This is a genomic window from Candidatus Limnocylindrales bacterium (assembly GCA_035626395.1).
Lineage (GTDB): Bacteria > Desulfobacterota > Binatia > UBA1149 > CAITLU01 > DASPNH01.
Genome location: DASPNR010000007.1, coordinates 24,769 through 41,551 on the forward strand (window position 1 = coordinate 24,769; position 16,783 = coordinate 41,551).

Annotated in this window: 18 protein-coding genes; 6 read left to right on the plus strand and 12 right to left on the minus strand. The window is 67.4% G+C overall.

Annotated features, from left to right (window positions below; all coding sequences use genetic code 11):
* Positions 1–26 precede the first annotated feature (26 nt).
* The 5 genes from recA to VEC57_03465 all read right to left on the minus strand — a co-directional run bounded on the left by recA (position 27) and on the right by VEC57_03465 (position 5,412).
* The gene (recA, locus tag VEC57_03445) at positions 27–1,124 is read right to left on the minus strand and encodes a recombinase RecA (protein ID HYB98168.1); all 1,098 of its coding nucleotides are present in this window, start codon (positions 1,122–1,124) and stop codon (positions 27–29) included.
* 105 nt (positions 1,125–1,229) lie between these two features.
* Entirely contained in the window at positions 1,230–1,883 is a 654-nt protein-coding gene (gene thpR, locus VEC57_03450; protein HYB98169.1) for an RNA 2',3'-cyclic phosphodiesterase, read from the minus strand.
* On the minus strand, positions 1,880–3,322 hold the full coding sequence (locus VEC57_03455; GenBank protein HYB98170.1) for a competence/damage-inducible protein A: 1,443 nt from the start codon (positions 3,320–3,322) through the stop codon (positions 1,880–1,882). Before VEC57_03455 ends, thpR begins: the two co-directional genes overlap by 4 nt.
* A gap of 69 nt (positions 3,323–3,391) precedes the next feature.
* Positions 3,392–3,883 carry a phosphatidylglycerophosphatase A gene (locus VEC57_03460; protein HYB98171.1) on the minus strand — a complete coding sequence of 164 codons (492 nt, stop codon included), beginning with the start codon at positions 3,881–3,883 and terminating at the stop codon, positions 3,392–3,394.
* A gap of 95 nt (positions 3,884–3,978) precedes the next feature.
* On the minus strand, positions 3,979–5,412 hold the full coding sequence (locus tag VEC57_03465) for a hypothetical protein (protein HYB98172.1): 1,434 nt from the start codon (positions 5,410–5,412) through the stop codon (positions 3,979–3,981).
* Positions 5,413–5,667: 255 nt separating this feature from the next.
* Here VEC57_03465 and VEC57_03470 point away from each other — a divergent pair, with 255 nt between their 5' ends.
* Complete coding sequence (locus VEC57_03470) at positions 5,668–6,450, plus strand: 3'(2'),5'-bisphosphate nucleotidase CysQ (protein HYB98173.1); 783 nt, start codon at positions 5,668–5,670, stop codon at positions 6,448–6,450.
* On the opposite strand, the gene VEC57_03475 is transcribed toward VEC57_03470, so the two are convergent.
* Positions 6,451–7,965 carry a peptidoglycan DD-metalloendopeptidase family protein gene (locus tag VEC57_03475; GenBank protein HYB98174.1) on the minus strand — a complete coding sequence of 505 codons (1,515 nt, stop codon included), beginning with the start codon at positions 7,963–7,965 and terminating at the stop codon, positions 6,451–6,453.
* Between the two features lie 241 nt (positions 7,966–8,206).
* Here VEC57_03475 and ruvX point away from each other — a divergent pair, with 241 nt between their 5' ends.
* From ruvX to VEC57_03500, 5 genes are all read left to right on the plus strand, one after another.
* Complete coding sequence (ruvX, locus tag VEC57_03480; GenBank protein HYB98175.1) at positions 8,207–8,629, plus strand: Holliday junction resolvase RuvX; 423 nt, start codon at positions 8,207–8,209, stop codon at positions 8,627–8,629.
* Between the two features lie 58 nt (positions 8,630–8,687).
* A complete protein-coding gene (mltG, locus tag VEC57_03485; protein ID HYB98176.1) occupies positions 8,688–9,731 on the plus strand; it encodes an endolytic transglycosylase MltG in 1,044 nt (347 codons plus the stop codon).
* Positions 9,732–9,801: 70 nt separating this feature from the next.
* Complete coding sequence (lexA, locus tag VEC57_03490) at positions 9,802–10,410, plus strand: transcriptional repressor LexA (GenBank protein ID HYB98177.1); 609 nt, start codon at positions 9,802–9,804, stop codon at positions 10,408–10,410.
* An 85-nt stretch (positions 10,411–10,495) separates the two neighbouring features.
* A complete protein-coding gene (gene hemW, locus VEC57_03495; protein HYB98178.1) occupies positions 10,496–11,671 on the plus strand; it encodes a radical SAM family heme chaperone HemW in 1,176 nt (391 codons plus the stop codon).
* Positions 11,668–12,867 carry an SGNH/GDSL hydrolase family protein gene (locus tag VEC57_03500; protein HYB98179.1) on the plus strand — a complete coding sequence of 400 codons (1,200 nt, stop codon included), beginning with the start codon at positions 11,668–11,670 and terminating at the stop codon, positions 12,865–12,867. Before hemW ends, VEC57_03500 begins: the two co-directional genes overlap by 4 nt.
* 32 nt (positions 12,868–12,899) lie before the next feature.
* Here VEC57_03500 and VEC57_03505 read toward each other — a convergent pair whose 3' ends face one another.
* The 6 genes from VEC57_03505 to VEC57_03530 all read right to left on the minus strand — a co-directional run bounded on the left by VEC57_03505 (position 12,900) and on the right by VEC57_03530 (position 16,771).
* Positions 12,900–13,295, minus strand: a complete 396-nt coding sequence (locus VEC57_03505) for a type II toxin-antitoxin system VapC family toxin (protein HYB98180.1) — start codon at positions 13,293–13,295, stop codon at positions 12,900–12,902.
* Positions 13,292–13,522, minus strand: a complete 231-nt coding sequence (locus VEC57_03510) for a type II toxin-antitoxin system Phd/YefM family antitoxin (protein ID HYB98181.1) — start codon at positions 13,520–13,522, stop codon at positions 13,292–13,294. Before VEC57_03510 ends, VEC57_03505 begins: the two co-directional genes overlap by 4 nt.
* A 57-nt stretch (positions 13,523–13,579) precedes the next feature.
* Entirely contained in the window at positions 13,580–14,524 is a 945-nt protein-coding gene (locus VEC57_03515; GenBank protein HYB98182.1) for a sulfotransferase, read from the minus strand.
* Between the two features lie 180 nt (positions 14,525–14,704).
* Complete coding sequence (locus tag VEC57_03520) at positions 14,705–15,424, minus strand: hypothetical protein (protein ID HYB98183.1); 720 nt, start codon at positions 15,422–15,424, stop codon at positions 14,705–14,707.
* A gap of 7 nt (positions 15,425–15,431) precedes the next feature.
* Entirely contained in the window at positions 15,432–16,394 is a 963-nt protein-coding gene (locus tag VEC57_03525; GenBank protein HYB98184.1) for an NAD-dependent epimerase/dehydratase family protein, read from the minus strand.
* Entirely contained in the window at positions 16,391–16,771 is a 381-nt protein-coding gene (locus tag VEC57_03530; protein ID HYB98185.1) for a GDP-mannose 4,6-dehydratase, read from the minus strand. The genes VEC57_03525 and VEC57_03530 overlap by 4 nt, the downstream gene beginning before the upstream one ends.
* Between the last annotated feature and the right edge of the window lie 12 nt (positions 16,772–16,783).

The following is a 16,783-nucleotide window of genomic DNA, read 5'->3' on the forward strand; positions in this document are numbered from 1 at the left end:
AGCCCGCGTATCGCTTTCGGCAACCCTTACTTCGTACCCGAGGCCTTGGCGGCCTTGGCCTTCTTGGCCTCGGCATCCTCGCCATTCTTGTCGGCGCCGCCTTCGACCACGGTCAGGTGCGGGCCGGTGCCGGGAAGGCCGCAGGCCTCACGCACCCTCGCTTCGATCTGCACGCTGATGTCGCGGTGCTCGCGCAGGAACTCGCACGCGTTGTCGCGTCCCTGCCCGATGCGCTCGCCGTTGTACGAGTACCAGGAGCCGCTCTTCTCGACGACGCCCATCTCGGAGCCGAGATCGAGCAGCTCGCCTTCCTTGTTGATGCCGACGCCGTAGAGGATGTCGAACTCGGCCTCGCGGAACGGCGGTGCCACCTTGTTCTTGACCACGCGCACGCGCGTGTGGCTGCCCACCACCTGATCGCCCTGCTTGAGAGACGCCGTGCGGCGGATGTCCAGGCGCACGGAGGCGTAGAACTTCAGGGCATTTCCGCCGGTGGTGGTCTCGGGGTTGCCGAACAGCACGCCGATCTTCATGCGGATCTGGTTGATGAAGATGACGATGGTGTTGGAGCGCGAGATGGTGCCGGTCAGCTTGCGCAGCGCCTGCGACATCAGGCGCGCCTGCAGACCCATCTGCGGTTCGCCCATCTCGCCTTCGATCTCCGCCTTGGGCACCAGTGCCGCCACCGAGTCGATGACCAGAACGTCGATTGCGCCGCTGCGCACCAGCGTCTCGGTGATCTCCAGGGCCTGCTCGCCGTTGTCGGGCTGCGAGATCAGGAGCTCGGAGGTCCGCACGCCGAGCTTGCGGGCGTAGTTGACGTCGAGCGCGTGCTCGGCGTCGACGAAGGCGGCGGTGCCGCCCTTCTTCTGCGCCTGCGCGATCGCCTCCAGCGCCAGCGTGGTCTTGCCGGAGGACTCCGGACCGTAGATCTCGATCACGCGGCCGCACGGAAGACCGCCCACACCGAGCGCGACGTCCAGACCCAGCGAGCCGGTCGGCACCACCTGCACGTCGGCCAGCTTGTCGTCGGCGCCCAGACGCATGAGCGAGCCCTTGCCGAACTGCTTCTCGATCTGGCTGACGGCCAGCTCCAATGCCTTCTTCTTCTCTTCCATCGACATCGTCCTTCCTCTCCTTACCGGGCGCGCCAGCGCCCGATTCCTCACCGGCGCATCGTGTGCGGCCGGGTCGTCTTGCCGATCGCTCCTGCGACCGGAGTCCTCTTCCTACTGCAGCCCGTTGGCGTCTGGGCGGTCCTTTGGCAGCTCGAATGCTGCCAAGCTTTCGTACATCGATCCTCCCGGAGAGAGCCGGCTGCGAACCAGCTCCACGCGATCGATGGTGTCTTCTCCGAAGTCGTGCTCGCGCATGCGATCGAGCAGGTACGCCATCGGCGGCGTCTCGCGCGGCGAGCCCTTGGGCACGCGACGTGGCACCGCGGGCGTGCTGCGTACTCGCCCGAGCGTCAGATGAGGCGTGAATCTGCGCGACTCGCGCGCAAAGCCCAGCGGCTCCAGTGCGTTCTCGACGCCGGCGGCCAGGCGCGCCAGCGAGCCTTCGTCGCGCAGTGCCACCGCGACGACGCGCGGCTGGCTGGCCGGCGGCAGCGTCATCAGCCCGATGGCCGCGACCCGGAACGGCGGCACTTCGAGGAAGACCGGCTCGAGCGCCTTCAGCAGCTCTTCGATGCGGTCGGAGGCGACGTCGCCGAGGAACTTGAGCGTGGCGTGCCAGCTCTCGGGCTGGGTCCAGCTGACGCGCCAGCGGCTTTGCTCGGCGGTGGTCTTGAGCTCCTGCAGGGTCTGCAGAATCCCCTCGGCGATATTGTCGCCGACGCGCACCGCCACGAAGCAGCGGAAGTTTTCGGCGGCTGCGGTCATCCGATGCTTGCTCCGGTGGTGGTGGCGTCGGGAGACGCAGCGCTGGTTGATGTTGCCGGCGGTACGGACGCGTCGCCCTGCGAGCGGCCGCCGCGCCTGACGCGCGAGCTCAGCTGGCCCGGCTCGAGCGGCGGAAGGCCGAGCAGATGGCGGCGGACCCAGTCCAGCGCGACCTGCGTAGTGAGGATCTTGATCCAGTCGCGGCTTCCCCACAGCGCGTAGACCTTCGCGTCCACGTCGTACTCGTTGCCGCCGGTGCGCCATGCCAGTGCCATGGCCACCGTGCCCACGGGCCTGTCGGGCGTGCCGCCGCCGGGGCCGGCGATGCCGCTGGTCGCGACGGCAAGATCGGCGCGGCAGCGCTGCGCCGCGCCGAGCGCCATCTCCGCGACCGTCTCGGCGCTGACGGCGCCGTGCTCCTGCAGAGTCTGTCTGCTCACACCGAGCAGGTGTTCTTTCAGACTGTTGCTGTAGGCGACAAGGCCACCTTTGTAATACGCCGAGCTGCCGGCGACGTCGGTCAGGCGGCTGCCCAGCAGGCCGCCGGTGCAGGACTCGGCGGTGACGATGGTCCTGCCCGCCCTGGTCAGCAGCTCACCAACCACTTCCTCCATGGACGCGTCGCCTTCGGCGTAGATGGCCGCGCCGAGCCGCTCGCGCACGACCGCTGCGAGTCGGTCGAGATTGGCAGTGGCAGTCGATTCGTTTCCGGCGACGCTGACGCGCACCGAGATCTTGGGAAAGCTGGCGCGGAAGGCCAGGCGGCCTTGGCCGGCAGGAATGGCGCCCTCCAGCGCTTCATCGAGCGCCGATTCGGGCAGGCCGAAGGTCTGGAACGTGCGCGAGACGACGACGCGGCCCGGCTCGATCCGCTCGGCCAGCCACGGCATGACCGAGGCCTCGAACATCGCCGTCATCTCCCGCGGAACTCCCGGCAGGACGATGCCGTACGCGGCGCCGCGGTCCGCACGCATTGGAACTCCGGCATCGCCGGTGATGCCGATGCGGAGCCGATAGCCGGGCGCGGTGCCGACGGGATTGTCGATGACGTCGGCGCCGGCCGGGATCATCGCCTGGCGCAGGTTGTTCTCCGGCATCGCGCGGCCGCGGGCGCGGAACATCTCGCGGATGCGCTCGGCCTGCCGCTCGTCCATGGACAGGTCGACCCCGGCCACGCGGGCAACGGTCTGTGTGGTCAGGTCGTCGCTGGTCGGGCCCAGGCCGCCGGTGGAGAGAACGACGTCGGCGCGGGCGATCGCCGACTCCCACGCCCACTGGATCCGGTCCACGTCGTCGCTGACTGCCAGAATGGCCACGACGTCGATGCCGAGGCTCGCGAGGCGGTCGGCGATCCAGGAGGAGTTCGTGTCCACGGTGCGTCCGCCGACGATCTCGTCGCCGGTGGAAAGGATGGCAGCGGTGCGAACGATCTCCGACATGGCTTTCGCCTTTTCTACGCCCAATCTGGAAAGATTGCCAGACCTGCGGGGCGTTCTGCGCTCATCTCATCACAGAATGGGCATGCCGGCCCAGAGGGTCAGCCGCACGGCCGCGTTGGCGTAGACACCGGCCATCACGTCGTCGAGGACGATGCCATAGCCGCCGGGGAGCCGCTCGAGCTGCCGCGCAGGCGGCGGCTTGATCACATCGAAGAGGCGGAACCAGAAGAACGCTGCCGCCAGAGTTCCCCATCCCACGGGGAGGAAGGCCATCGTGACGAAATACCCGACCAGCTCGTCGCACACGACGACGCCCGGGTCCTTGAGGCCGACGCTTTCGCTCATCGCCTCGGCGGCCCAGATCGCACACGTGACGAGCAGCCCGAGCACGACGATGTAGGTGAAGGGGCTCGCCACGGCGATCATGGCGATGAACGGCGCCAGGGGCACGGCCACGAGCGTGCCTGCCGTGCCGGGAGCGAACGGCGAGTAGCCGGCGAAGAGACCGGTCGCGACCAGACGCGTGACGAGGCCCGACTGCTGCTCTTCGGTTGGCGCCAAGCTTCCTCCGGCCGGGAAGCTACGCGCCACCTCTGCGTTGGGCAATTGCTTTGGGCACAGTGGCAGCGAAGGCGTTCCGGCACCTTCTGCGAGCGCTACGCGGCCGGGCAGATCAGGTCGATGTCGGCGCCGACGGCCTTTCGCAGCGTGCGCAGCGCATCCTGCGCGACGACGGTGCCGCTGGCGTCGGTGTCACACGCACACAACGGACAATCGCGCGCGCCGACGGCGCCGCGCAGGATGGCCAGCGCATCGCTGGCAACCGGAGACGACGCTCCCGAAACCGGCGCGCCGCACACGCACTCGATCACCGGCGAGGCGCTGAAGATCTCGTTGTTGCCGTCGTCGTTGTCGCCGGCGTGATCGCAGTCGCTGTCGAGGAAGACCTTGGTGCCGGTCGCATCGATCGCGCTCACGAGGCTGCTGCAGCCGCCGCCGGAGGTGAGCTGCACGGGCTCCTCGCCGCCGGCCGCAGCGACGCGGAACGCCTCCAGGCTGCGGTCGGAGTTGCCGCCCACCAGATTGCAGAAGCTCGAGAACGCGACGAACGCTCCGCCGCCGGCGATCACCGGCTGCACGCTCGCACACGAGGAGCTGCCGCTGTCGTCGGTGAGCTGGACGACGTCGCCGTCCGTGGTCGCCTGCACGCGGAAGATCTCCACGCTGCCGTCGCCGTTGTCGCCTTCGAAGTCGCAGTCCGACTCGAACGCGATGAACGAGCCCGTCTCGTCGATCGACGGTGAGAGACTCGAGCATGCATCGTCGCCGCCCCGGGTGATCTGCTGGACGACGGCGTTGCTGCCCACGGTGAAGATCTCGATGGCGAAGTCGGGATTGGTGCCGGCCAGATCGCAATCGGACTCGAACGCATAGAGCGTGCCGTTGGCGTTGCCCGAAGGGTTGATGCTGTCGCACTCCCCGCTGTGATCGGGCACCTCGCCATCGGGAAAGTCGTCGGTCAGGCGCGTGATGACGCCCGCTTCCGTGACGCGGAAGATCTCGGAGCTGCCGTCCTGGTTGCCCGGATGCGTGGGGCAGTTGCTGTCGAAAGCGACGATGGCGTTGGAGTTGGCCGCGGTGATCGTCGGCGAGAGGTTGTCGCAGAACGTCGAGGTGGTGAGCTGCACGGTCCCGGCTGCGCCCTGCTTCCACAGGAAGATCTCGATGTTGCCGTCGGCGTTGGTGCCGGTGAGGTTGCAGTCGGACTCGAACGCGATGCGCGTGCCCGTGCCGTTGACCACGGGGGAGGTGTTGCTGCAGTCGGCGCTGTCGGTGATCTGGATGATCTGGTTGCTGCTGAACCGGAAGATCTCGCGATTGCCGTCCTCGTTGTCGCCGGCCAGGTCGCAGGTGGACTCGAACACCACCACGGCGCCGGCCGCGCCCGCCGAAGGCATGAAGCTGCCGCAGTCTTCGGCCGTGTCGTCGGTGATCTGGACGAACTCGGTGTCGCCAGCGGCGGAGCCGCTCGTTGCGCAGAGCAGCGCGAACGCGGCCGTGACGGCGAGGTGGGGCATCGAGGTGCGCATTCGGTGTCCTTTGCGAATCGGCCAGTCCGGGTGGCCTTGCCTGCGCGGCCGCGGGCAGCGGGCCCGACCGGGTCGAGCGACTAGAATCCAAGCGTCCGGAGCCGCGCGCAAGCCGGAAAGTTGTCGGGACCGCTGCTGCCGTCGATGGGGCGGCGCGTGCGTCTTCATCCATTGGACCTGAGCGAGGTTTCCCGTACCTTGCGCCGCCGCGCCCGTACCGCGAGCGCGCAGGCCACGCCGCAGGAGTCAGCAGTCATGCAACGAGAGCTCGAAGTCGCCATCGAGGCAGCTCGCGCCGGCGGCGCGGTCGTCCGCAAGTACTACAAGGGTGAGTACGACGTTCACGAGAAGGCTCCCGACAACCCTCTGACCATCGCCGACACCGAGGCCGACGCCATCATCAAGAAGACGGTGCTTTCGGCCTTCCCGGATGACGGCTGGCTCTCCGAGGAGACCGCCGACACCAAGGACCGCCTGACCAGGAGCCGCGTCTGGATCGTCGACCCGCTCGACGGCACCAAGGAATTCACGCAGCACATCCCCGAGTTCTGCGTCTGCGTGGCGTTCGTCGTCGACGGCGTGGTGCAGGTGGGCGTCTCCTACAACCCGGCCGAAGACCTGCTGTTCGCCGCGCGCCGGGGCGGCGGCACCACGCTCAACGGCGAGCCCGTGCGCTGCACGCCCCAGACCGAGGTCTCCAAAGCCGTGGTCCTGGCCAGCCGCAGCGAGGACAAGCGCGGCGAATGGGATGCGTACAAGCCGCTGATGCAGGTGAAGCTGACCGGAAGCGTCGCCTACAAGTTCGCGCTCATCGCCGCCGGGCAGGCGGACGCGACGTTCTCGCTGACGCCGAAGAACGAGTGGGACATCTGCGCCGGCACGATGCTGGTGGAGGAGGCAGGCGGGGTCGTGACCGACCGCTACGGCAAGCCGCTGACGTTCAACAACGAAAAGACGCTGCTGCCGGGCCTGATTGCCGCAAGCTCGACCCTCTACGGGCCGCTGCGGGACATCATCAAGAAGACCAGCGGCGAGTGATCAGGAGCGCGGGTTGGCGGCGCTGGCCACGGCCAAGGTACCGCCGGCACGCTCGGCCGCCGCGTAGGCGGCGTCGATCTTGGTGACGGTGTCGCGGAAGCGCTCGAGAGCCGCGCGGTCCAGAGCCTTGGCCTTGGGCGTCACCGCCGTCATCGGGTCGATGTACTCTCCATTCTTGTACATCGAGAAGTGCAGGTGCGGGCCGGTCGACAGGCCGGTCGTGCCGACGTAGCCGATTACCTGCCCCTTGCTGACCTGGACGCCCGGACGCACGCCGTCCGCGAATCGCGACAGGTGGCTGTAGCTGGAGGCGTAGACGTCGTCGTGCTGCAGCTTCACGTAGCGGCCGTTGCCGCCATGCCACTCGGCCATCTCCACGCGCCCGTCGGCCACCGCATGCACCGGCGTACCGGTGGGCGCCGCGAAATCGACGCCGTTGTGAGGCCGGGCGCGCTTGAGCACCGGGTGGAAGCGAGAGTGCGAGAAGCCTGAGCTAATGCGCACGAAGGAAACCGGGAAGCGCAGGTAGTCGCGGCCGAGCGTCTGGCCGCTGCGCGAGTAGTAGCTGCCGGTCTTGGCGCCCGGTGCCTGGAAGTAGATGCCCTCGTAGGTCTTGCCGCCGTTGTGGATGCGGGCCGACAGCAGCTTGCCGGGCAGGCGCGAGGCGCCGTCGGGGCGCTCGAGCTCCTCGAAGGCGACGCTGAAGTTGGCGCCGGGCTGGATGTCGTTCTCGAAGTTCAGGTCCCAGCCAAGCGCCTCGGCCACGTCCGAGATGATCTCGTCGGGCACGCCGGCACGCGCTGCCGATGAGTAGAAGCTGCCGCGGATGGTGCCCTGCACGACGCGCAGGTGACGGCCGAGTTCGACCGGCTCGCGCGTGGCAACGACGACGCCGTCCTTGCGGCGGGCCACGAGGTTGGTCTGGCTGTCCACTTCCATCTGCAGGCTGACCAGGTCCTGCTTCTCCGTATCTATGGAGAGCACCAGCTTCTGGCCGGGGAAGATGCGCGTCAGGCTGTAGACGCGCTGAGCCGCCTTGATCCACTCGGCGGCCTTTTCGGGGCTGACTCCGTAGCTGGAGATGACGTGCGAGAAGGTCTGACCGCTCTGGAAGTGATGCTCCACTTCCTTGAAGTGAGGCACCGGGGCCAGCGGCGCGGGCGCCGGCGCCGGAACCAGCGGTACCGACTTCAGTGGCGCGTCGAACGCGGCCGCCGGCTGATCAGCGGGCAGGCTGGCGACCTGTACGGACGCGGGCTGCGCGATCTCGGTGGCCGTTTCGGTTTGAGGTGTCTGGGGAAGGAGTCGGGAAGCCTGGAGGAGATGGAAGGGAGTCGGCGCGCTGGCGTATCGGACTTCACTGGTGGCGGATGCCGAGGTCGGATGCGGCCGGTCCTGGCTGGCGACTCGGAAGACGGCGAAGGAAGCCATGCTCACGAGGGCGCCGAGCACCACGAGCCGTGCCGGGCCGAAGTCACCTTTGCGCGGCGCGCGATCCGCCAATCCACCCATCATCCCCACCTCCGATCCGCGCGGACGCCAAGCGTCCTCTTGTCTCGTGTGTCGTCTCGTCGACGGCATCGTTACGTTGCCCCTCAGGTTACCTGATGTCAAAACCCGGCCTGGGCGGTAGGTGCGGCGAGTGCGAAGCGTCGCATCGGGTTGCCCGCTGGGCCTGCATCGTTACTCTGTGCTGCACTTCGCGACCGCCGCCGGCCCCGTACGAACTCCCCACGGGCCAGTCAGGCAATCAACGATGAGCGGCAGGCTAGCGGCACTGGATGTAGGAGACAAGCGAATAGGCGTCGCCGTCAGCGACCCCTTGCGGCTCATCGCCCAGCCGGTGGGAGTCGTCCAACGACGCGGCGCCAAGGCCGACTGCAGCGCGATCCTGGCTCTCCTGGCCGAGCATCAGATTGAAAAAGTCATTGTCGGGCTGCCACTTAGCATGGCAGGGTCGGAAGGCGAGCAGGCCGACCGCGTCCGCCACTTCGCCGAGCGGTTTCAAAATGAGACGGGCCTGGAGGTCGTGTATCAAGACGAGAGGCTTACGACGCTACAAGGGCAGCGCATGCTCGTTCAGGCGGGAGTGAGGCGCGAGCGCCGGCGCCAGGTCGTCGACAAGGTGGCGGCCGCCCTGATCCTGCAGGCCTACCTCGACTCGCAGCCTCGGCCATGAGTCGCGGGCGCCGTTCATTCCGCAAAGCGCCAGCCTGCACGCTGGCGGCTTACCGTTCATGAAGCGCTTCGTGCTGTTCCTTCTTCTGCTGGTGCTCGTCGCCGTCGCGGCGGCCGGCCTCCTCCGGCGCGAGCTCATGGCGCAGGTCACACTCGAAGCGCCCGTGCAGCTCGACGTGTATCCGGGAGAAGCGGCCGATCTGATCGCGCTGCGATTGCAGGCAGCCGGCGTCATCCGAGACCATCGCCTGCTGCTGGCGCTGGCGCGCTGGAAGGAGCTCGACCGCGAGTTCCGTCACGGCCGCCACGAGTTCCAGGGAACGCTCGGGCTCGAAGACGTGCTCCAGGAGCTCGTCCGAACTCCCAAGCCGATTCTCCGGGTGACGATTCCCGAAGGTCTGACCTATGCCGAGATCGGCCGTCTGCTCGAGGCGGCCGGGGCCGTTTCGGCCGCCGACTATGCGGCCGCGGTCTGCGCCCCGGACTACGTCGCCGCCGTCGGCGCCGCCCCCGGAGCCAACTGCGCAGAAGGGTACCTCTTCCCGGACACCTACGATCTCGTTCCGGGAATGACGGCACGCGAAATTGCTGACCTCCAAAATCGCCGTTTTCGGGAAGTGATGGAGCCGGTGCTGGCCGCGGCGAGCGCCGGGAACGTCGCCCGGCAGCTTGCGCAGTCGGGGGGCGAGGCCGAATCCGCCCTGAAATCGCGGCTGCTGACGGTGGCTTCGATCGTGGAGAAGGAGACGGCGGCGCCGCATGAACGGCCGCTGGTGGCCGCGGTGATCCTGAATCGGCTCCGCCTCGGCATGCCGCTGCAGGTCGATCCCACCGTCATCTATGGCTGGCTGGCCGCGGGGCAGCCGTGGGACGGGAACCTGACCAGGAGGCACCTGGACCATCCCAACCCCTACAACACCTACGCGCAGCGCGGGCTGCCGCCGGGCCCGATCTGCAACCCCGGCCTAGCCTCGCTCCAAGCGGCCACCTCACCCGCAGAAGTCCCGTACTTGTACTTCGTGGCGCGAGGCGACGGGTCCCATGAATTCTCTGCGGATCTGGACTCTCACAACGTAGCGGTGAAAAAATTCCAACTTCGTTAGTTACAACACTTGAGGTTCGCTCTCCTTTCGCTTAATGTGTCTCTGGGGAGAGGCTTTAGGAGGCTGGAAGATGGCGACGCTCACGAAGCGACAGAAAGAGATCTTCGACTACATCGAAGAAAGCATCCGGGAGAAGGGCTACGCCCCGACTCTCGAAGAAGTCGGAGCGCAGTTCGATTTGCGCTCCATGGCAACCGTTCACAAGCACCTCTCCAACTTGGAAGCCAAGGGCCTCATTCGCCGGAAGTGGAACCACAGCCGCGCCATCGAGATCGTCGATGAGCGCCGCCGCTCGCGGGCGGTGCGGCTTCCGCTTCTGGGCTCGGTGGCTGCCGGCCCGCCCAACGAGCAGGTCGAGACCGACCAGACGATCGAGGTTCCCGAGACGCTCGTGCGCAAGCGCGACACCTACGCCCTGAAAGTCACGGGCAACTCGATGGTCGACGAGGGCATCCTCGACGGGGATGTGATCGTGGTCGAACAGAGGCCCGATCCATCCAACGGTGACGTGGTCGTGGCCAGCATCGACGGCGAGGCCACGGTCAAGCGCTACTATCGAGAGGGTGACGGCAGCATCCGGCTGCAGCCCTCGAACCCGGACTTCAAGCCCATCTTCGTTCGAGACGGGAACCTCGAGATCCGCGGCGCCGTGGTGGGGCTCGTTCGACGGTACGCGTGATGGAAAAGGTGGCGGTCGCCTTCTCCTGACCTGACAAAGCTCGGCGCATGGGTCATCCGAAGGTGCCTGGCACCTTCGGCGACCCATGCGTCCATCCTTCTCCATCTACGTCCACCTTCCGTACTGCGTACGGAAGTGCCCCTACTGCGACTTCAACACCTACGCGGTGGCCCGCTTTCCCGAGGAGCGCTACGTGGCGGCGCTGCGGCGCGAGGCCGAGCACGCCTCCGACGACCCCTGCTGGAGCGGCCGGCGCGTGGCCACGGTCTTTTTCGGCGGCGGCACGCCGTCGCTGTTCTCGCCGCAGTCGCTCGGCTCGCTGCTCGAGGACTTCGATCGCATGTGGGGCCTGGAGGCCGATGCCGAGATCACCATGGAAGCCAATCCCGGCAGCTTCGAGGGTAGTGCGGCCGCCAGGCTCGGCGGCTTTCGCGCCTGCGGCATAGACCGCATCAGCTTCGGTGCTCAGAGCTTCGAGCCGCGCCATCTGATGACGCTCGGCCGCATCCACTCGCCGCAGGACACGGTCGATGCCGTGGCCGCGGCGCGCCAGGCCGGTTTCCAAAACCTTTCGTGCGACCTGATCTTCGCGATCCCCGGCCAGACCGTTGCCGACTGGGCAGCCGATCTGCGGCGCCTGGTCGAGCTCGGGCCCGACCACGTCTCGGCCTACAACCTGACCTACGAGGATGGCACGCCCATGACCGGCCTGAAGAAGGCGGGGCTGCTCGTGCCGGCCGAAGAGGAGACCGAGCTCGAGATGTTTCGTCTCGCGCGCTGCGAGCTGGCCGCCGCCGGCTATGCCCAGTACGAGGTCTCCAACTTCGCGCGGCCTCGGCGCCAGGCGCGGCACAACCTGGCGTACTGGACCTGGCGCGACTATCTCGGCCTTGGCGCCGGGGCGCACGGCTTCGCGGCGGGCGACGGGCGCGGGCATCGCGACTGGGGCCGGCGCTACGCGAACAAGCGCATCCCCGAGGCGTACATGTCCGCCGGCCGCGGCTGCTGGCACGCCAGCGCGGAAGAGCTGACGCGGGACATGGCGGTGGCCGAGTATCTGATGGTCGGCCTGCGCCTGAGCTGCGGAATCGACGAAGACGATCTGCGCCAGCGCTTCGGCGTCACGCTCGAGGCGGCGGCGCCGCGGACGGGAGAGATGATCGAGGGCGGGCTGCTGGTGCGGGAGGGATCGGCCGTGCGCCTGACCGAGCGCGGCCTGGAGATCGCCGACGCGGTCATCTCGCGGTTGGCCGCGTCATGATCCGAAAAGTCCTGCTGGCGATGAGCTTCGCCGGAGCCTTGGTGGTCGTCGCCGAGCTGGCGCTGCAGAAGCTGGCGCCGCCGCCCAACAACGCCACCGCGACCATTCACGCGCCCAAGGCCCGGCATTACGGCTGGGCCTGGCCCCCCGAGCGCGAGTTCGTGGCCACCGATCCGGACACCGGCGAGCGCTTCCGCGTGCGCACCAACCGCGAGGGCTGGAAGGACGTCGATCACCAGCGCGAAAAGCCGCCGGGCGTGGTGCGCGTGCTCGTGTTGGGCGACTCCCATACCTGGGGCTTCGTTCCGCTCGAGCAGCTCTACACGCGGCGCCTGGAAGCGCTGCTCGCCGAGCGCGGACTGTCCCAGGTCGAGGTCATCACGCTGGCGGTCGGCGGCTGGGGAACCGATCAGCAGCTGGAGGCGCTGACGGTGGAGGGCCTGTCCTACGATCCCGACATCGTCATCTACCAGTTCTGCGGCAACGACGTCCTCAACAACGTCTCGCCCAACGGCTTCATCTCCGAAGACCGGATGGAGTGGTACAAGACGTTCCGGTACGAACTCGAGGGCGATCGCTTGCGGCGCGTCGAGCTGACGCCGCGCTCGGTGATTCCGCTCGAGGACCGCCTGCGCAACGCGGTGAACAGGACTGCGCTCGGCTACTACGCCGGCAACGTGTGGACGCGTCTGCGACGCGGCGGTGCCAGGCAGTCGCGCGATTATGCCAAGGCGCCGCCTCTTCCCGGTCAGTCGCCGCTCCTGGACGCGGGCGACCCTTTCTTCCTCTATGGCAGCGACAAGGGCAGCGAGGCGCTGCAGGAGGCGTGGCGCCTGCTGGAAGCGCTGCTGGTGGAGATGAAGAAGCGCACGCAAGCTGCAGGCGCCGAGCTGTACGTGTTCTCCGAGGAGGGCGAGGCGGGCAAGCGCGAGCACAATCTGGCCACGCGCCGCCTGCGCACCGACAAGCACGGCGACTTCGTCATGCGCGACAGCCTGCGCCTGGACGTGCGCTGGAGCGCGCCGCTGGATCGTCTGCGCGAGATCTGTGGCCGCGCCGGCATCCCGCTCATCGAGCCCAGGCGCACGTACACGCGCTTTCGCGTCGACCCGCATCCCAACCGCCAAGGCAACGAGGCGATGGCGCACGACATAGCCGATGCGCTGATGCCGCGGTTGTCGGCGATCGCGCGGTAGGCGAATCGAGCAAGTCGATGGGGGGGGGTAGATTACCAGACCGACGAGATGTGCTTGTAGCGGCGGATCTTCTCGTCCTTCGTCACCAACGTCGCGCCCAGAACCATGGCCGTGGCGACGATCATGCGGTCTGCCGGGTCGTTGTGAAACGTGCCCGGCAACGTTACGGACTTCAGCGCAATGTTATTGTCCACAGGAACGAACTGAACAGCGGGCAACGCCTCGGTCTTCGCAATCCACTCAGCCACGTCCATCGTCAGCCGCAGGCGACCGCTCTTGACGAGAAGTGCGACCTCCCACGTGCTGATCGACGAGACGAAAAGTCTGCCCTGCGCGCCTTCATCGTGAAGGCGTTTCGTGAGGCGTTTTGGAATGGCGTCCGATTCCGACACCCACCAGACCCATGCGTGAGTGTCGAGCACAGTCACTGCAGGGACTCCCAATCATCCACACCGATCGGATCGGTGGGATCGGAATAGGCAATGACGCTTCCCTTCAGTGATTGCGTCGCCACCTTCGGCTCGTCGCGATAGGGCACGATCTTCAGCACCGGCTTGCCACGATCGGTAACGATCAGCTCCTGGCCCGTTTTCTCTACTTGCCGAAAGTACTGAAGCGCCTTCGCCTTGAGCTCGGATTTTGGAACGCTCGCCATAGTAGTCACGTAACATGGTCACTTGCCGGGAACAACGCCGTGCATGGAATGACCGAATCAGCGGTCAGCGACGGAAAGGTAACCGTAGCGCGCCAGCCACGGCGCCGTCAGGCCGGTGACGAGCGCGCGGTTGGGCAGCGGCATGCGTTCCAGCCACTCGTTGTCCGGAACGATGGGGATGCGGCCGCTGCGAAAGCGCGACGGGTTGCCGGACTGCGTGTGCGTCTCGCCGAGCTCGACAGTGTGGGCATCGACGAACGGCTCGGCGGGTGACGGTTCGCCCAGCCATTCGACGATGTCGGTGATGACGGCGGCCGGCTGCGAGGCGAAATCCTCGTACCGCACGCGCCGGTATGCCGCAGCACGAAGCTTGAGCAGCTCGGCGGTGGCGTTGCGGTAGTTCCACTGCATGGCGGCGCTGGCCGACTTGTACTGGCGCATGTACTGATCCTCGCCAGGCGCTTCGGGCTTGAGGATCTTCTTGCTCCAGGAGTAGGCGGTGGCGCGGCTGTCGCGGATCAGGTGCAGCACGTAGACGGGCGCGGCCTGCGCCGCGATCAGCGCGAAGCCGTAGCCGGCAAACTTCGAGGAGTTCACGATCACGCGCGCGCCGGAGACCGAGGCGATGGCGTCGTGCAGGGAGCGCAGCGCGATGGCGTAGGCGACCGCGCGCGCCGAAAACGGCTCGACGTGGCTGCGCCACAGCCACTGCGGCGCATAGCGGCTGCGATCGAGCTGCTCGGAAAGCTCGAGAAGGCGATGGGCGTTCTCGGGCGTCATGCCGCCGAAGGCACGCTCGGCCACCAGCTTCCAGAACCAGCAGTTGCGGAAGGGCTCGCCGCAGTTGCACAGCTCGTTTCGCAGAACGCCCTTGAGCCAGATGAAGCGCAGCTCGCCGGTGGAGACGAAGCCGGGGACGTGTCCGAGAATGCGATCGATGATGGTGCCGCCGTTGCGGCCGATTCCTGCGATGTAGAGGATCTTGTAGCTGCTCTCGCCCATGTTCAGGCGAGAGGCGTCGCGGCATCACCGGGCGTCGGTGTGCGCGCGATGGTCGGAAGATGGCTGGATGGGCGAATGCCCCGATCGAAGGCGATCCGGAGGCGGCGTCGCGAGGTGGCCGAGCGGATGACCATGTCCATCAGTTAGCAGCGCCGCGACCGGCAAGCGAGAGGCCCCCCATCAGCGTGCGAGCTGTGTGTACACCCGTGCGGCAGCCTCGCGAAGCGAGGCGAGGTCGGGCGCCTGATACGCCGCGGTCAGCTCCTCCTTCAGCCGGCTGCGAAACCGCGAGGGCCTGGCGACGGCCCGTTCCCGGATCTCGCTGCTGCCGGAATCCTCGCGCTCCATCTGCTCGACCCGCTTCTGCACGATGGCCTCGGCCTGCGCGGTCGCCTCGTACCTTGCGAACGTGGTGCCGAAGCGCGCGTTGACGCCGTCGATGACGCTGCCGAAGCGATGCAGAACGTCGTCGAACGTGGCAACGACGAACGCGGATCGCAGCGGCAGCAGCGCCTCATGGAATTCCACGTACCAGCGAAGCGCCCGCTCGACGGTCAGATACTGCTCGCGAATGACGACCGAGAGCACCGGATCGGGCACGGGCCGGATCAGCAGCAGGGCCGGCAGACCGTACCGATGCGCCAGCGCGAGCTGCGCCGGCGCGTGCAGATGGCGGGCGATGCGCGGCGGCGACGGCTGCGCGTAGGCGAAGGCGGCAACGGCGTAGGTGTTGGCGGAGCGCGGAAAGCCTTCGATGACGATGTCGGTGCCGGGGCCGGCCACGAGCTCGCGATGCCCGCGCAGCGCCATCTGTGCAGCGAAGATGCCGGGAACGCGGTCGAGCGCCACGCGCACCTCGAACCTTGCGCGCTGCCACAGCGTGCGCGGATCGGCGTCCATCGACGCCCTACATGCTGCTCTTGCGCGCGACCTGCTCGTTGATCCAGGCGTAGGTCGTAGCGAGTCCCTGCGCCAGGCGCGTCTGCGGCTCCCAGCCGAGAACCTGACGGCACAGGCTGTTGTCCGAGTTGCGGCCGCGCACGCCCATGGGCCCTTCGACGTGTCGGATGTCGATCTTCTTTCCGGCGACTCCCGACACGATCGCGACCAGCTCGTTGATGCTGACCATCTCGTCGCTGCCGAGGTTGAGCGGCTCGGCGAAGTCGGAGTCCATCAGGCGGCGGATGCCTTCGATGCAGTCGTCGATGTAGCAGAACGAGCGCGTCTGTTCGCCGTCGCCCCAGACCTCGATCGTGCCGCCGTCGTGGGCTTCGGCCACCTTCCGGCAGATCGCTGCCGGAGCCTTCTCGCGACCGCCTTCCCAGGTGCCGAGCGGCCCGTAGATGTTGTGGAAGCGGACGATGCGCGTGGCGATGCCGTAGTCCTCGCGATAGTGCGTGCACAGCCGCTCGGTCACCAGCTTCTCCCAGCCGTACGCGTCCTGAGGGTCGGCAGGATAGGCATCGCTCTCCTTGAGCGGCACCACGGCGGCATCCGTCTGCAGGCCCTGCGGGTAGACGCAGGCGCTCGAGGTGTAGAGGTAGCGCCGGACGCCGTTCTCGCGCGCCGCGTCCAGCGTGTGGATGTTGATGAGCGAGTTGTTGTGGAGGATCTGGGCGTGATTGGCCGAGATGAAACCCATGCCGCCCATGTCGGCCGCCAGCGCGTAGACGTGCTCGACGCCGCGCGTGGCGCGCAGGCAGTTTTCCCATCGCCGCAGGTCGAGAAGCTCGAACTCGTCGGCAGCCGTGGCCTCGAACTCCGGGGCCTTGATGTCGACGCCGCGAACCCAGAAGCCCTCGCGCTTGAGACGCTTGATCAGATGATGGCCGATGAAACCGCCGCCGCCGGTGACTAGAACCTTGGTCATTGCTCCTGCTCGTGCGGCGGGGCCGCGTCTTGCTTCACCCGTTCCAGGTCGAGTTCGGCCATGAACCGCGCCAAGCCCGCAAACGTCACGTCGGGAGCCCCCCCTAGCACCTGACGCCCCATGGTGCAGTCGCCAACGGGCAGATCCCCGCTGGCGGGAGGCCTGCGCGAGGCGTCGCTGAGGTTGCGGTAGTGCAGGCGGCAGCGCGTGTGATGCGGGATGGTCGCCTCGTCCCGATGGTCGATGCGGTTGCGTCCCATCGAGCTGGTGCGGCGCACGGAGCCGCTCATTTCAAGGCCCTTTTCGAAAACGAGCCCCGCAAGACAGGAGCCGTTCTGGCCGGTTACACCGGCGATGAATGAGCGTCTCGCAGGCATGAAGGGACGGGG

Bases quoted from the DNA above. Each gene is read 5' to 3' on its own strand.
- recA (HYB98168.1), bottom strand. From the start codon at position 1,124: ATGTCGATGGAAGAGAAGAAGAAGGCATTGGAGCTGGCCGTCAGCCAG.
- thpR (HYB98169.1), bottom strand. From the start codon at position 1,883: ATGACCGCAGCCGCCGAAAACTTCCGCTGCTTCGTGGCGGTGCGCGTC.
- VEC57_03455 (HYB98170.1), bottom strand. From the start codon at position 3,322: ATGTCGGAGATCGTTCGCACCGCTGCCATCCTTTCCACCGGCGACGAG.
- VEC57_03465 (HYB98172.1), bottom strand. From the start codon at position 5,412: ATGCGCACCTCGATGCCCCACCTCGCCGTCACGGCCGCGTTCGCGCTG.
- VEC57_03470 (HYB98173.1), top strand. From the start codon at position 5,668: ATGCAACGAGAGCTCGAAGTCGCCATCGAGGCAGCTCGCGCCGGCGGC.
- VEC57_03475 (HYB98174.1), bottom strand. From the start codon at position 7,965: ATGATGGGTGGATTGGCGGATCGCGCGCCGCGCAAAGGTGACTTCGGC.
- ruvX (HYB98175.1), top strand. From the start codon at position 8,207: ATGAGCGGCAGGCTAGCGGCACTGGATGTAGGAGACAAGCGAATAGGC.
- mltG (HYB98176.1), top strand. From the start codon at position 8,688: ATGAAGCGCTTCGTGCTGTTCCTTCTTCTGCTGGTGCTCGTCGCCGTC.
- lexA (HYB98177.1), top strand. From the start codon at position 9,802: ATGGCGACGCTCACGAAGCGACAGAAAGAGATCTTCGACTACATCGAA.
- hemW (HYB98178.1), top strand. From the start codon at position 10,496: ATGCGTCCATCCTTCTCCATCTACGTCCACCTTCCGTACTGCGTACGG.
- VEC57_03500 (HYB98179.1), top strand. From the start codon at position 11,668: ATGATCCGAAAAGTCCTGCTGGCGATGAGCTTCGCCGGAGCCTTGGTG.
- VEC57_03510 (HYB98181.1), bottom strand. From the start codon at position 13,522: ATGGCGAGCGTTCCAAAATCCGAGCTCAAGGCGAAGGCGCTTCAGTAC.
- VEC57_03515 (HYB98182.1), bottom strand. From the start codon at position 14,524: ATGGGCGAGAGCAGCTACAAGATCCTCTACATCGCAGGAATCGGCCGC.
- VEC57_03520 (HYB98183.1), bottom strand. From the start codon at position 15,424: ATGGACGCCGATCCGCGCACGCTGTGGCAGCGCGCAAGGTTCGAGGTG.
- VEC57_03525 (HYB98184.1), bottom strand. From the start codon at position 16,394: ATGACCAAGGTTCTAGTCACCGGCGGCGGCGGTTTCATCGGCCATCAT.
- VEC57_03530 (HYB98185.1), bottom strand. From the start codon at position 16,771: ATGCCTGCGAGACGCTCATTCATCGCCGGTGTAACCGGCCAGAACGGC.